The organism is Acinetobacter sp. YH12136 (assembly GCF_013418545.1).
GTDB lineage: Bacteria > Pseudomonadota > Gammaproteobacteria > Pseudomonadales > Moraxellaceae > Acinetobacter > Acinetobacter towneri.
Genome location: NZ_VPBV01000030.1, coordinates 1 through 14,643, shown reverse-complemented (window position 1 = coordinate 14,643; position 14,643 = coordinate 1). Strand labels below are relative to the sequence as shown.

The 14,643-nt window shown below is 41.9% G+C and carries 12 protein-coding genes and 4 tRNA genes; 12 read left to right on the top strand and 4 right to left on the bottom strand.

Features of this window, described 5'->3' with window-relative positions; all coding sequences use genetic code 11:
* Window positions 1–129: 129 nt before the first annotated feature.
* From trpA to FTU71_RS12225, 4 genes are read left to right on the top strand one after another with little or no spacing between them, the layout of a single operon-like run.
* A complete protein-coding gene (trpA, locus tag FTU71_RS12240) occupies window positions 130–933 on the top strand; it encodes a tryptophan synthase subunit alpha (protein WP_004976260.1) in 804 nt (267 codons plus the stop codon).
* Entirely contained in the window at window positions 930–1,826 is an 897-nt protein-coding gene (gene accD, locus FTU71_RS12235) for an acetyl-CoA carboxylase, carboxyltransferase subunit beta (protein WP_004976262.1), read from the top strand. Before trpA ends, accD begins: the two co-directional genes overlap by 4 nt.
* On the top strand, window positions 1,823–3,106 hold the full coding sequence (gene folC / locus FTU71_RS12230) for a bifunctional tetrahydrofolate synthase/dihydrofolate synthase (protein WP_179994428.1): 1,284 nt from the start codon (window positions 1,823–1,825) through the stop codon (window positions 3,104–3,106). The genes accD and folC overlap by 4 nt, the downstream gene beginning before the upstream one ends.
* The gene (locus tag FTU71_RS12225) at window positions 3,097–4,143 is read left to right on the top strand and encodes an SPOR domain-containing protein (RefSeq protein ID WP_373683001.1); all 1,047 of its coding nucleotides are present in this window, start codon (window positions 3,097–3,099) and stop codon (window positions 4,141–4,143) included. Before folC ends, FTU71_RS12225 begins: the two co-directional genes overlap by 10 nt.
* A 143-nt stretch (window positions 4,144–4,286) precedes the next feature.
* Here the strand turns inward: FTU71_RS12225 and FTU71_RS12220 are convergent, their stop codons facing one another.
* Entirely contained in the window at window positions 4,287–4,928 is a 642-nt protein-coding gene (locus FTU71_RS12220; RefSeq protein ID WP_004976269.1) for a peroxiredoxin, read from the bottom strand.
* Window positions 4,929–5,266: 338 nt separating this feature from the next.
* On the opposite strand from FTU71_RS12220, the gene secA reads away from it, so the two are divergent.
* The 8 genes from secA (at window position 5,267) to FTU71_RS12180 (ending at window position 11,702) form a co-directional block, all read left to right on the top strand.
* Window positions 5,267–7,981, top strand: a complete 2,715-nt coding sequence (secA, locus tag FTU71_RS12215; RefSeq protein ID WP_179994430.1) for a preprotein translocase subunit SecA — start codon at window positions 5,267–5,269, stop codon at window positions 7,979–7,981.
* Window positions 7,982–8,146: 165 nt separating this feature from the next.
* Entirely contained in the window at window positions 8,147–8,506 is a 360-nt protein-coding gene (locus tag FTU71_RS12210; protein ID WP_154321034.1) for a hypothetical protein, read from the top strand.
* Between the two features lie 195 nt (window positions 8,507–8,701).
* Entirely contained in the window at window positions 8,702–9,922 is a 1,221-nt protein-coding gene (gene argJ / locus FTU71_RS12205) for a bifunctional glutamate N-acetyltransferase/amino-acid acetyltransferase ArgJ (RefSeq protein ID WP_180112037.1), read from the top strand.
* Window positions 9,923–10,072: 150 nt separating this feature from the next.
* On the top strand, window positions 10,073–11,140 hold the full coding sequence (gene nadA, locus FTU71_RS12200; protein WP_026438463.1) for a quinolinate synthase NadA: 1,068 nt from the start codon (window positions 10,073–10,075) through the stop codon (window positions 11,138–11,140).
* 153 nt (window positions 11,141–11,293) lie between these two features.
* Window positions 11,294–11,370 (top strand) — tRNA-Pro (locus FTU71_RS12195).
* 46 nt (window positions 11,371–11,416) lie between these two features.
* A tRNA-Arg gene (locus FTU71_RS12190) sits at window positions 11,417–11,493 on the top strand.
* Between the two features lie 38 nt (window positions 11,494–11,531).
* Window positions 11,532–11,607, top strand: a tRNA-His gene (locus FTU71_RS12185).
* An 18-nt stretch (window positions 11,608–11,625) separates the two neighbouring features.
* Window positions 11,626–11,702, top strand: a tRNA-Pro gene (locus tag FTU71_RS12180).
* 190 nt (window positions 11,703–11,892) lie between these two features.
* Here the strand turns inward: FTU71_RS12180 and FTU71_RS12175 are convergent.
* The 3 genes from FTU71_RS12175 to FTU71_RS12165 are packed head-to-tail and all read right to left on the bottom strand — an operon-like array spanning window position 11,893 to window position 14,100.
* Window positions 11,893–12,369: an OmpA family protein gene (locus FTU71_RS12175; protein WP_004976277.1), complete on the bottom strand. Its 477-nt coding sequence runs from the start codon at window positions 12,367–12,369 to the stop codon at window positions 11,893–11,895.
* Window positions 12,362–13,597: a diguanylate cyclase domain-containing protein gene (locus FTU71_RS12170; protein WP_179994431.1), complete on the bottom strand. Its 1,236-nt coding sequence runs from the start codon at window positions 13,595–13,597 to the stop codon at window positions 12,362–12,364. The genes FTU71_RS12175 and FTU71_RS12170 overlap by 8 nt, the downstream gene beginning before the upstream one ends.
* Window positions 13,594–14,100 (bottom strand): YfiR family protein, encoded by a 507-nt coding sequence (locus FTU71_RS12165; RefSeq protein WP_179994432.1) that lies wholly within the window; start codon window positions 14,098–14,100, stop codon window positions 13,594–13,596. Before FTU71_RS12165 ends, FTU71_RS12170 begins: the two co-directional genes overlap by 4 nt.
* Between the last annotated feature and the right edge of the window lie 543 nt (window positions 14,101–14,643).

Sequence of the window (14,643 nt, the reverse complement as noted above, 5' to 3'; positions counted from 1 at the left end):
CAAACAGAAATGCAGCAACTCATGCCTGTGCGCTATTCATTGAGTAAAAAATAGCGTTACAATGGGTCAATTTGTATTTCTACAATAGCAAATGTCTCAGTTTTAATCATTCAAGGAAAATACAACCCTATGTCACGTTTAGCCACACGATTTGCACAGCTTGAATCTCAACAGCGTAAGGCCTTGGTTTCTTATGTTATGGCAGGTGACCCTCATCCAGAAGTCACAGTTCCGTTGTTACATCAAATGGTCGAGGCAGGGGTAGATGTCGTTGAATTAGGTTTGCCGTTTTCAGACCCAATGGCTGATGGTCCAGTAATTGCCCTCGCTGCAGAGCGAGCGTTGGCAGGTGGAACCAATACGCTAGATGCTTTAAACATGGTCAAAGAGTTCCGTCAAAAAGATCAGGAAACTCCTGTGGTATTGATGGGATATTTAAACCCTGTAGAAGTCATTGGTTATGAAAAGTTTGTTGAATATGCACATGACTGTGGTGTCGATGGTGTACTTCTGGTCGATTTACCACCTGAAGAAGCCCAAGAATTTGATGAAGTCCTGAATAAATATGGGATGAATCAAATTTTCTTGTTAGCGCCAACTTCTACACCAGAGCGTATTCAATTTGTTGCAAACCAAGCCAGTGGCTTTATTTATTATGTTTCTTTGAAAGGCGTGACGGGTGCAGCAACACTTGATGTTGCAGAAGCAGCAACCCGCATCCAACAGATTAAAGCTGTAACCAACGTGCCTGTGGGTGTGGGTTTTGGCATCAGTGATGCTGCATCTGCCAAAGCAATGGGCGCGGCTGCCGACGCAGTCATTGTCGGAAGTGCTTTTGTAAAACAATTTGCGAGCTTAGCACCAGAACAAGCCGTCATTGCAACGGTTAATAAAGTGAAGGAGCTTCGAGCTGCGCTCGATGAGTTAGTATGAGTCAAGAAGTGAAAACAGGGAAAATTCTAAGCCCATCGACGCCGTGGACTGCACGTGGTGTACCTGGTATTGAAACACCAGATGAGCAACAAGCGTTAAAAGCGATCTTTACTGAACCAACGATTGAATGTCCAGAATGTCATGCCTTGGTGACACGTACGGCAATGTCATTCAACGCTTATGTATGCCCACAATGTGATGAACATTTACGCATGAAAGCGCGTGAGCGTTTAACTTGGTTCTTTGACCAAGTACAAAACGAATTAGGTCAAGAATTCTCTGCCAAAGACCCACTCAAATTTGTAGACAGCAAAGCTTATCCTGAGCGTATGACTGAAGCGCAAAAGAAAACGGGTGAAACCGAAGCGTTAGTGGTGATGCAGGGCTTATTAAAAGATATGCCAGTCATTGCTTGTGCATTTGAGTTTGACTTTATGGGCGGCTCAATGGGTACTGTCGTTGGTGACCGTTTTGTGCAAGCTGCTGAACGTGCGATTCAGCAAAAACAACCGTTAATTTGCTTTGCAGCATCGGGCGGTGCGCGTATGCAAGAAGGCATGTTGTCATTAATGCAAATGGCGCGTACTTCTGCAGCAATTCAACGCATGAAAGAAGCAGGCTTGCCGTACATCGTAGTATTAACTCATCCTGTATACGGTGGTGTAACTGCATCATTGGCAATGTTGGGTGATGTACACATTGCAGAACCTAAAGCGATGATTGGTTTTGCGGGTAAACGTGTCATTGAGCAAACTGTACGTGAAAAACTGGAAGAACCATTCCAACGTGCAGAATACTTACTTGATCATGGTGTGGTCGATCAAATTGTCCATCGTCATGCATTACGTGATACAGTTTATCGTATTCTTGCGAAACTGATGAACTTGCCTTGAAAACAGCACCTCTTGCAACCGATGATTTAAACACATGGCTCAATTATTGGAGCCATGTTCACGTTACGGGTATTGATTTAGGTTTGGAGCGGGTTATTCCCGTTGCAGAAAAACTGGGGGTGACCCATCCTAAAGCCAAAGTCATTACGGTTGCGGGAACCAATGGCAAAGGCTCAACCACAACCACTTTAGCGGCTATTTTAAATGCGCAGGGCTATCGGGTTGGGTTGTACCAATCGCCACATATTTACCGTTTTAATGAACGAGTCAAATTAGCAGGCGTCGAAATCGATGACCAAAGTTTGATTGATGCTTTTGTGCAAGTCGATCAAGCACGACGTGATTGCGATCTGAGTTTATCTTTTTTTGAGGCCACGACTTTGGCAGCCTTTGTGATTTTTAAAGCACGTGATTGCGATGTATGGGTGCTTGAAGTCGGTTTAGGTGGACGCTTAGATGTGGTCAATGTCGTCAATCCTGATGTGGCGGTTATTACCAATATCGGTTTAGATCATGTCGATTGGTTAGGCGATAGCATCGAAAAAATTGCCTATGAAAAAGCAGGCATTATTCGTCCTAACATTCCTGTCATTTTTGCAGGTCAGCAAGATTTGCCTCAAGCTATTCACGACAAAGCAGCAACCTGCAATGCACCTTTGTTTGTCTTGAATCGTGATTATTTTTATCGGGATATGCAAGATGGTCAGTCATGGATGTTTGCTGCATCGGGTTGTACCTTAAAACTTCCAACAGGCAGTTTAGCCCTCGATAATATTTCAACGGCTGTGGCAGCAGTCTTGCACAGTGGTTTAGAAATTACCCAAGACGCAATTGCACAAGGTATTCAAACGGCCAAATTGGCGGGACGTTTTGAAATTCGTCAAATTCAGGGCAAAACCGTGATTTTTGATGCAGGACATAACCCGCATGGCGTTGAATTTTTGTTAAAGCAATTGCGCAATTTCTTAAATTACAATAAACAGTACACTGAAGTGGTCAGTGTTTTTTCAATGCTTGCAGATAAAGATATAAATTCTGTGGTTGAGTTATTGAAAGATAGTGTCGTAATGTGGAAAATTGCCACATTAAATGTGCCTCGTGCGGCAGAGATCACGGTTTTGGATCAGGCTTTGCAAGGCGAAACAATACAACACTTCGACAGTATACAATTGGCTTTTAAATCAGCACTGGATGAAACAAAAAATAATCAGCTGATTTTGGTATGTGGATCATTTCATACCTTAGAAGCGGTATGGGAGTATTTGGAAGAATGTCAATGAATAACAAACAGCGCTGGATGGGTGGCGTTGTTTTATTAGGTGGTGGTGTTTTATTGGCAGCATTGCTTTTAAAAGGGCAAGAAGAAATACATCAAAATAATGTGAAAACCCCAAGCCAAGCCGAACAAGTTCAACATAAAAATGCCAATCAGGCAGAAATGGTGCAATTGCAGCCTTTAACTGTCGATGTGCAAACCGAACAGCGTCTGCTTGAAGAACAACGCCGTGCGCGTGAAAAAGCAGTGGCAGAGCAAGAAGCGCGTGCAGCTGAGTTTTTAGCAATGCAGCAACAGGCAGAAGCTGAAGCAGCGCGTAAAGCTGCAGAAGAATATGCTGCTTTAAATGCATTGCGTTCTGGTCAGCAGCAAAGTTCTGACAATATTCCGCCTGAATTGGTCGAAGATGAACAAGCCAAGCAAAAGCGTTTGGCTGAAGAAAAAGCCGCCCAGCAAAAGAAGTTAGAGCAGCAAAAGGCAACGGATGCCAAGAAAGCTGCTGAGTTAAAAGCTGCGCAAGAGCGTAGTGCTGCAGAGAAAAAAGCAGCAGATGAAAAGCGTTTAGCGGAAGAAAAACGCATTGCAGAAGAAAAACGTTTAGCGGAAGAACAACGCCAAGCCGATGCAAAACGTAAAGCTGAACAAGAGCGCAAAGCCGCTGAAGCGAAAAAAGAAGCAGAACGTAAGGCTGCCGAAGATAAGCGTAAAGCCGAGGAAAAACGCAAAGCTGAAGAAGCTGCCAAGAAAAAGGCTGAAGCTGAAAAAGCACGTAAGTTATTGGAAGAAGGCGATAAGCAGTGGATGGTACAAGTGGCTTTGGCAGCTAACCAAGCCAATGCCGATGCTTTGGCGGCAAAACTGAAAGCCAAAGGTTATAAAGTTACCCAAAGTCCAACGTCTAAAGGGGTTCGGATTATGGTTGGGCCATCTAAAGACCGTGATGCTGCAGATGCAACCCGCAAGAAAATTACCGCAGACCCAAGTTTGAATATGAAATCTGCATGGGTGATTGACTGGATACCGTTAGATAAACGCGACTAGATCATTCGATCAAAATGTTTATTAAAAAGGATTTAATCTTTTGGGTTAAATCCTTTTTTAATGCTGATTGAATTTAGGCGTGTTTCAAATGCTTTGATTGTAAAAAGCCTATCCGAAGATAGGCTTGCTCATGTAACACTTAATTAAGTGCGGTTCGGTTGTTTGGTCAAACGCAAATAAGGCTTGATGGCTTTATATCCACTTGGGAAGCGTTCTTTAAGTTCCGCTTCATCCTGAATGGAAGGCACGATCACCACATCTTCACCATCTTGCCAGTTGGCAGGCGTTGCAACTTTGTAATTGTCAGTCAGTTGTAGTGAATCAATCACACGTAAAATTTCGTGGAAATTACGTCCTGTAGAAGCAGGATAAGTAATGATCAAGCGTACTTTTTTATTTGGATCAATAATGATTAATGAGCGAACAGTCAGTGTTTCGCTGGCATTCGGGTGAATAAAATCGTACAGGGTAGACACTTTACGATCTTGGTCAGCAAGAATTGGGAAATTAACCGTCGTGTTTTGGGTTTCGTTAATATCTTGAATCCAGCCTTTGTGAGATTCAGCATCATCTACAGAAAGTGCAATCGCTTTGACATTGCGCTTGCTGAATTCATCTTTCAGTTTTGCGGTATAGCCTAGCTCGGTGGTGCAGACAGGTGTGTAGTCGGCAGGATGCGAAAATAGAATGCCCCAGCTGTCACCTAAAAATTCATAAAAATCAATTGGGCCTTCATTTGAATCTTGCGTGAAGTTGGGTGCAGTGTCACCTAAGCGAATAGTCATTGTGTACCTCTGTCTTGTTTTGTTGTGTGATGTGTGCGTACTACTATGCGCCATTCCTTTTGCAGAATTAAATAGTGTTTTTGTATGTGCTTATGAGTAAATTGAATATGCTGTGTCGTTTTTATTGCATTTTCAAAATAGATTCATGTGTGATTGCTATATATCGTCCGCTCGAAATTTGTTACATTAACTGCCACTTAGCAGCGAGAAATGGCAAGTAGAGATTGGAATTTTTAATAGGTTTTTGTGCAAAACCCTTGTACTTCAAATTTCTAGCACCATAATAACCACTAAGAAAAACCTATTTATTTGACAAGCAAGATTTAGAGAGTTTATTCATGTTGGCAAGTCTGATCGGAGGAATCTTCGGTACTAAAAATGAGCGCGAACTCAAACGCATGCGTAAAATCGTAGACAAGATTAATGCGCTCGAGCCGACGATATCTGCCTTAAGCGATGCAGACTTATCTGCAAAAACCGAAGAATTCAAACAACGTTATAACAAAGGCGAAAGTTTAGATAAATTATTACCAGAAGCATTTGCAGTATGTCGTGAAGCCGCCAAACGTGTCATGAGCATGCGTCACTATGACGTGCAGTTGATTGGTGGTATTACCTTGCATGACGGTAAAATTGCAGAAATGCGTACAGGTGAAGGTAAAACCCTAATGGGAACTTTGGCCTGTTATTTAAATGCTTTAAGCGGTCAGGGCGTGCACGTCATTACTGTGAACGACTACTTGGCACAGCGTGATGCCGAACTCAACCGCCCTTTATTTGAGTTTTTAGGTTTAAGCATTGGCATTATCTATTCCATGCAAGACCCGACTGAAAAAGCACAGGCTTATCGCGCAGACATTACCTACGGTACCAATAACGAATTTGGTTTCGACTACTTGCGTGACAACATGGTGTTCTCGCTGAGTGAGAAAAAACAGCGTGGTCTGACTTATGCCATTATTGATGAAGTGGACTCGATCTTAATTGATGAAGCACGTACCCCATTAATCATTTCTGGTCAAAGTGATGACTCATCGCAGTTATATGCAGCAATCAACACCATTCCGCCAAAATTGCATGCACAAAAAGAAGAAAAAGTAGCCGATGGTGGACATTTCTGGATTGATGAAAAACAACGTACTGTAGAAATGACCGAAATTGGTTATGAAACGGTAGAAAATGAATTAATTCAAATGGGTTTATTGGCAGAAGGCGAAAGTCTGTATTCTGCATCTAACCTGAATTTGGTGCATCACGTATCTGCAGCTATTCGTGCGCACTTCTTGTATCAACGCAACGTGCATTACATCATCCATGATGGTGAAGTGATTATTGTCGATGAAAACACAGGTCGTACCATGCCTGGCCGTCGCTGGTCAGAAGGTTTGCACCAAGCGGTAGAAGCGAAAGAAGGTCTAGAAATTCAGCCTGAAAACCAGACTTTAGCGACCACAACCTTCCAGAACTATTTCCGTTTATACAAAAAGCTTTCGGGAATGACGGGTACTGCAGACACTGAAGCTGCAGAAATGAAAGAAATTTATGGTCTTGATGTGGTCATCATTCCAACGCACCGACCAATGATTCGTAATGACCAAAACGATTTAATTTATTTAAACCGTACTGGTAAATACAACGCGATTATTCAAGAAATTCAACGCGTGCATGAAGCGGGTGTCGCACCAATTCTGATTGGTACAGCGACCATTGAAGCTTCAGAAATTTTATCGGATAAACTGCGTGAAGCAGGTATTCAGCACGAAGTATTGAACGCGAAGCAACACGAACGCGAAGCTGACATCATTGCGCAAGCAGGCTCACCACGTGCGGTGACTATTGCCACGAACATGGCGGGTCGTGGTACAGATATTTTGCTAGGTGGTAACTGGAAAGCTTTGCTAGCCAAAATTGAAAACCCAACTCCTGAAGATGAAGCGCGTTTAAAGGCAGAGTGGGAACAAAACCATGACATGGTGTTAAGTTCAGGTGGCTTACACATTATTGGTTCAGAACGTCACGAATCGCGCCGTATTGACAACCAGTTGCGTGGTCGTGCAGGTCGTCAGGGTGACCCAGGCGTGTCACGTTTCTATTTGTCACTTGAAGATGACTTAATGCGTATTTTCGCAGGTGATCGTGTTGTAGCAATGATGCGTGCTATGGGCTTGCAGGAAGATGAAGCGATTGAACACAAAATGGTGTCACGCTCTATCGAAAATGCACAGCGTAAAGTTGAGGCACGTAACTTCGACATCCGTAAAAACTTGTTGAAATACGATGACGTAAACAACGAACAACGTAAGATCATTTATTCACAGCGTGATGATATTCTGGCAGAAAGCACGCTGCAAGACTATATTGAAGAAATGCACCGTGAAGTGGTCACAGGTATGATCGCCAATTATATTCCACCAGAATCAATTCATGACCAATGGGATATTGATGGTTTAGAGCGTGCCTTGCGTGATGATTTGGGCGTCGAATTACCAATTAACCAATGGCTCGAAGATGATCGTCGCCTAGATGAAGAAGCTTTGGTTGAACGTATTGCCGATGAAATTGTGACACGTTACCGTGCACGTCGTGAGCAAATGGGTGATGAATCTGCTGCGATGCTAGAACGCCACTTTATGCTCAGTTCACTTGATCGTCACTGGAAAGATCACTTGGCGGCGATGGACTATTTGCGTCAAGGTATTCATTTACGTGGTTATGCACAAAAGAATCCTGAGCAAGAGTACAAAAAAGAAGCCTTTAACCTGTTTGTGAATATGTTGGGCGTGATTAAAGCCGATGTTGTTACCGATCTTTCGCGTGTGCATGTCCCAACACCTGAAGAATTGGCAGCGATGGAAGCACAGCAGCAAGCGCAAGCAGAAGCGATGCAGCTTAATCTTTCACATGCTGATGTAGATGGTTTAACGGGCGAAACCTTTGAATCAGAACCACAGTACAGTGCTGCTGAGCAAACGGTTGTTCCACCTGCAAGCCGTAACTCGCCATGCCCATGTGGTTCAGGACTGAAATATAAACAGTGTCACGGTAAAATCTAAACCTGACTTGTTACAACTTAAGCAGAACTTCGGTTCTGCTTTTTTATCGCATTTTGGCTTAAAACTTTGTAGCAATAGTTTTGCAAGATGTGTATAGCATTTGCAGATTTTGGAATTAAATGCTATTTAGTTGCACATGCAATATATCCATACGTGGAACAAAAAATGAAAAAAGTATTACAACCTTTAATGATTGTCGCACTTAGCTTGCCAACGTTGACCTTTGCGAATGCTACAGCGACAACGACCACTGCTGCAAAAGTTCAGGCTGCTGTAGGACCCACTACAGCACAGGCTCAAGTGGATAATGGTCACGTGACTGTGGCAAGCCCACGCACAGGTATTCGTTATACCTTTGCCAATCCAGATCAGCGTCCAATCGTGTTGCATACTGCAGCGATTGCACCTGCGAATGCTGCCAATGTAAATCGTATTGTGGCTGCAAATCCTGCTTTATCTGCAGCAAGTCAAGAACGTGCAAAACAGGCTTTATTGGGTGAAACCGTGGTTGCGACTACGCCATAATCCAAATAGGCTCAATCAGTATAATTTTAGTTGCTGATGCATTACACTGAAGATTAAAACCAGTCCATACGGGCTGGTTTTTTATATATGACCTTGTGTATTAACAAAAGTTGAGTCAAGCAGGGAGGATGCTCGATTTTTTCTTCAATTTCCACTAAGCTGTGACATTCTCAAATTTGTACTGGAAATTTCAAAATGGCAGTTGGTGACGTCTCTATGCCACACATGCATGTGGTCAAAGGTGTAAAAATTGGTTCAGCAGAGGCTTATGTGCGTTATCAGAACCGACGTGACCTGGTTATTTTTGAATTTGCAGCAGGCTCAAATGTAGTGGGCGTATTTACTCAAAACGCATTTTGCGCTGCGCCTGTGCATGTGTCCAAAGCACATTTAGCTCAAGGCAATCCGCGTTATTTGGTCATTAATACAGGTAATGCCAATGCGGGTACAGGCAAATTGGGTATGCAAAATGCAGAAATCACCTGTGCCAAATTGGCTGAATTGGCAGGTGTATCTACCCAAGAAGTTTTGCCATTTTCTACAGGTGTGATTGGTGAGCAATTGCCGATTGAGCGCTTGGTTGCTGGTTTAGCGCCTGCGCTGGCATCGTTACGTGAGGATGCTTGGCATGATGCTGCGACAGGTATTATGACCACAGATACCACGCCAAAAGGTGCATCTGAGCAGTTTGAGTTAGATGGTATTACTTATAGCATGACAGGCATTTCTAAAGGTGCAGGTATGATTCGCCCAAATATGGCGACCATGCTTAGCTATGTTGCAACCGATGCACCAATTCAACGTGACATCTTGCAGCAATTACTCAAACACAGCGTAGAACAATCGTTTAACCGTATTACTGTAGATGGCGATACCTCGACCAATGATTCATGTATCTTGGTGGCGACAGGTCAGGCGGGTGGCACTGAAGTTTGCAGTGAAAATGACCCGCGTTATGCTGTGGTATTAGATGTTTTGAATCGTGTGATGTTGCGTTTGGCACAACTGATTATCCGTGATGGTGAAGGTGCAACAAAATTCATTACGGTACGTGTTGAAGATGGTGACAATACCCAAGAATGTTGTGATATTGCGTACAGCATTGCACATTCACCATTGGTAAAAACGGCCATTTTTGCCTCAGATCCAAACTGGGGGCGTATTCTTGCTGCAATTGGTTATGCAGGCGTGCCAAATTTAGACGTTGAAAAAATTCAGGTTTGGTTGGATGATGTGCAAATTTGCAAAGATGGCGGTGCTGCTGCCGACTATACCGAAGCAGCGGGCGCGCGAGTCATGGCACAAACCGAAATGACCATTCGTGTAAATTTAGGACGTGGTCAAGCGACAGATACAGTCTATACTTGTGACTTGTCTTACGATTATGTCAAGATCAACGCGGATTACCGTTCGTAAAAATTCAAATTGAGTGATAAAGCCTCCGTTGTGAGGCTTTTTTAGCATTCAATCGGCAAAGGGCTGGTGAATGAGTAAATTGCCCCCATATCATCAGTGACTTGAGTAAGCTTGTGTTCGGGCAAGCATGAAGATAGAGAAGACGTTGTTATGAATGATGCGACCAATTTAATTGCCAATGAAGCCAAATCAATTGTGCAGGCGCATTTAGATCGCTTGGGTGAAACCAAAGAACATCATTTGAGTGAGCAAGCCAAGCAGGAAAAATTTGCGCAAATTAAAGCAGAACTCGAAAAGCACAATGCTGTCTTGGTTGCCCATTATTACTGCGATCCTGAAGTACAGGAACTGGCTGAATTAACAGGTGGCTGTGTTTCGGATTCACTGGAAATGGCACGTTTTGGTCGTGATCATGCGGCAACCACGTTGGTCGTAGCTGGTGTAAAATTTATGGGCGAAACTGCCAAAATTTTATCGCCAGAAAAAACCATTCTTATGCCAACTTTAGAAGCGACTTGTTCGCTAGACTTAGGTTGTCCTGTCGATGAGTTTAGCCGCTTCTGTGATGCGCATCCTGATCATACAGTCGTGGTTTATGCCAACACGTCCGCTGCGGTAAAAGCGCGTGCAGATTGGGTCGTTACCTCAAGCTGTGCGGTTGAAATTATTGAACATCTCGATAGCTTAGGTGAAAAAATCATTTGGGCGCCAGATCAGCACTTAGGACGCTATATTCAAAAGAAAACTGGCGCAGATATGCTGCTTTGGGATGGTTCGTGTATTGTGCATGAAGAATTCCGTTCACGCGGTATAGCCAATATGAAAGCCATGTATCCGGATGCAGCAGTTTTGGTGCATCCAGAATCACCAGAATCAGTTGTTGATGTAGCTGATGCGGTGGGCAGTACCTCGCAACTTATTCAAGCGGCAAAAACTTTGCCACACGAGCGTTTAATTGTGGCAACAGACCGCGGTATTTTCTACAAGATGCAGCAAGCTGTACCAAATAAAATTCTAATTGAAGCACCAACTGCAGGTGAGGGTGCAACCTGTCGTTCATGCGCACACTGCCCGTGGATGGCGATGAATGAATTGGATGGAATTTTGCATGTATTGCAAACAGGTGATCAAGAAGTATTCGTTGAACCTGCCATGGCAGAACGTGCTAAATTACCACTAGATCGTATGTTGAATTTCAGTGCGAGCTTAAAACGCTAAAATTGATTGAAAAATATCAAAAATGCTTGATAAATATACGGTTGAAGCTTTTTTTTAATTTTTTTTAAATATAGGTGTTGACGTCTTCGGGCGTCGCGCCTAGAATGCACACCGTACCGCACGATGTGCGATACACAAAAAGCTGAGATGAATCGGAGCATAGCACAGCCTGGTAGTGCACCTGGTTTGGGACCAGGGGGTCGTAGGTTCGAATCCTACTGCTCCGACCAATTCTTCAAGGCAACGTATCGCATGATATTATGTATCATCGGTCATGCGCCTGTAGCTCAGTTGGATAGAGCATCCGCCTTCTAAGCGGATGGTCACAGGTTCGAATCCTGTCAGGCGCGCCATTTTTTGGTAGCTTGGTATAAAAGAACCAAACATGATGGTGGATGTAGCTCAGTTGGTAGAGCCCTGGATTGTGATTCCAGTTGTCGCGGGTTCGAATCCCGTCATTCACCCCAATCTCTTTGAGAGATAAACGGAGCATAGCACAGCCTGGTAGTGCACCTGGTTTGGGACCAGGGGGTCGTAGGTTCGAATCCTACTGCTCCGACCATTTTCTAAATAGAACAGATACTAAGTAGAAATGGTTAAGTCAATAAAGATACCGCGTTAAGCGGTTTTTTTATGCCTGAAATTTATGAAAGCCTTGTTGGTTTAAAATTGATTTCGTATCAGTTATTGGTCAGCATAAAAAAGCCTCAAGAATGAGGCTCAATATAAGAAAAGTTTTAGTGTCTTTTTTATTAAGGCACAATCGTCACATTGACGCGTCGGTTGGTGGCACGATTTGCTGGTGTGTCATTGCTTACCATTGGTTGTGTTGCACCACGTCCAATCACCTGAATATTTTTTCTTTCAAAACCCTGATCTAAAAAGATCTGAGCCACATTTTGGGCGCGTTTTTCCGATAGGGTTTGATTGTAGCTGGCTAAACCTACGTTGTCTGTGTGACCAATAAACTTGAGTTTATCCAAGTCATATTTATGCAGCTGTTGTGCCAATTGGTTGAGGCGTTCTTTTTGGCTATTTTGAATGGCGTATTCATCAAAACCAAATAACAAGCGTTCAGGCAGGGCTAAGGTCCAGCCATCATCACTTAAAATAAAGCCTTCTTGTTTTAGCATGCGCGCCTGCTTATAGCTGACATTCCCCAAACTCATGCAAGCACTGAGTGAAACCATAACAAGAATAAGTGTGCCGATCAGAACTTTTTTAAGCATAAGGAACCTGTTTATTGTTTGATTGAGGTGAAATATACCATTTTGATTGATCACGTTTGGCTTTGAGCATTGCGCGATCGACATCGGCAATTAAATTTTCAGGAGTTTTGGCATATTCAATCAATGCTACGCCAATACTGACATTTAAGGAAACTTGTTGCTGTTCATACTTAAATGTAGAGGTATAGCAAGCATGAATCTTTTGACAATAATCCTCTAATTCTGCAGTGGAGTGTGAGCCAGTTAAGATTACTGCAAACTCATTGCCACCTAAACGCGCAACAAACGCATGTGAGGGCAAAATCTGAATTAGACAATGTGATGAATCACGTAAAATATTATCGCCCGTCAAATGCCCAAATTGGTTATTGATTTGGTTAAAGTTATTAATGTCTAAAAAAAATACTGCAGCCGTAGCAGAAGGCTGGGTAAATAGCTTAAACAGTGTTTCATAAAAATAATTACGATTTGGCAACTGCGTTAAATTGTCGTATTGCGACTGAAATTGCAGTTTATGATTTTCAACCAATAAATTCTTATGGGATTGTTCAATCTCATTGAGTAAGCCATTAAAGGCATAACTCAGTTCATGAAGTTCTTGAATATCTGAACTTGAAACGCGCAGCTTATAATTTTTTTGTGCACTGATCTCCTGTGCCGAGCTGACAATAGAACTTAAAGATTGCATGAGATATTGATAAATTGAATTAATTGACCAAAACACAGCAATTAAAAGCAAAATAAAACCGAAAATTAATCCTAAAACGATTTTATAAAAAAAACTGACCAAGTCACTAGAGTTTCCATACACCACCAGTTCGCCATAGTTTTGCTGATCATGGTCAATACTCAGCCGAACAGGATGATTAAAAAACAGATAGTCCAATAAAGCCTGAATTGAAAAATGCTCTAGACCTTGCTGTTCAATAAAGGCAATACGTGTCTGTTTAGGTGAGCGTACTTCAATTGAACGAATAGAATAACGCTGCGTATGTTCAGACAGAATTTCGTTCAGTGTTATTTGGTCATTGAATACAACAGCCGGTTGAATACGTTCATTTAATGCTGCAGATAAACTTTGCAAACTATTTTTTGCGAAGGTGTTCATGGTGTAGGTTGAAATGACCAGAAAAATCATTGAACAAATTGTAAAAGTCAGAGCAAAGATAGTGAGTTGTGCGCGTGTGAATAATTGATGCAAGGTAATTGGAGTGTATAACTGCTTCATGAGTTTGACTCCGATGTTTTTGCAAGCAGTAATACACGCGGATCAATATGCACTTGAGATTGAGTCAAGCTTTCCATGTTGACTTTAAAAGCATAGTTATCATTTTTTTTATAAAGACAAAAAGCGCTGCCAGTTTCACATTCCAGATTGTTTAAACTAATAGATAGGGCTGGAAATCGAACTTGAGTATTTAAGGTATGTTGTTCTTGTGCAGCAGAAAGCGTAGAAAAAATTAATATTTGACAATTACTTTTAGATATTTCATGGCTTTGAATGGGTTGAATGTCATATTTATTATGTAATGGGGCATGTTTTTTGAATTGTTGTGCAATATTATCTTGATTTACGACACAAAGTTTGGGCGTGCTAGCTTGCCATTTTGCATACGCTAAAATGGAGAATGTAGTGTTATAAAGATTTGATGCGGGTGCAGCATACAAAAAAGTAGGCGTTTGCATTGCTACAAATGACAGCAAGGTTATTATTTTTAAATTTTGAGTCATTTCAACACAACACGAATGAACATAAAAATAGTGTAGCTAAAATTTGAAAATAAGCATACTGCTAATTTTGAGCAAGAATGATACAGATTTAAAATATTTTGCCGAATAAATAACCGTTCGGACTAAAAAACTCATAAAACTTAAAAAGAGGGGTTGCAAGGCGAAATATTTGCCCTATAATGCACATCCATCGGCGGTGATGAAGATTAAAACTTCTGATAAAATAATGACTTGATTGAAATCGATTGGGTTGGGTATTAGAAAGAAAGTTTAAAATAATTTAAATTACCAGTTGACACTTTAGAAATAAAGCGTAATATAGCCGACCTAGCTTGATGCTGACGAAGCATTGAGAAGATCATTAAGAGATTATGAAGAACAACTTGTGTGGATTTTTACTGATTGATTGATCGAAAATATTTCATTGATTGATTGGTTTAAATTACTCGAAGTTTATTTGAGCGAAATTTAAGTCAGAAAATTGATGAGCCAGATTTGGAAGTTTAGATTAAAACTTCAAAATGATTTTAACTGAAGAGTTTG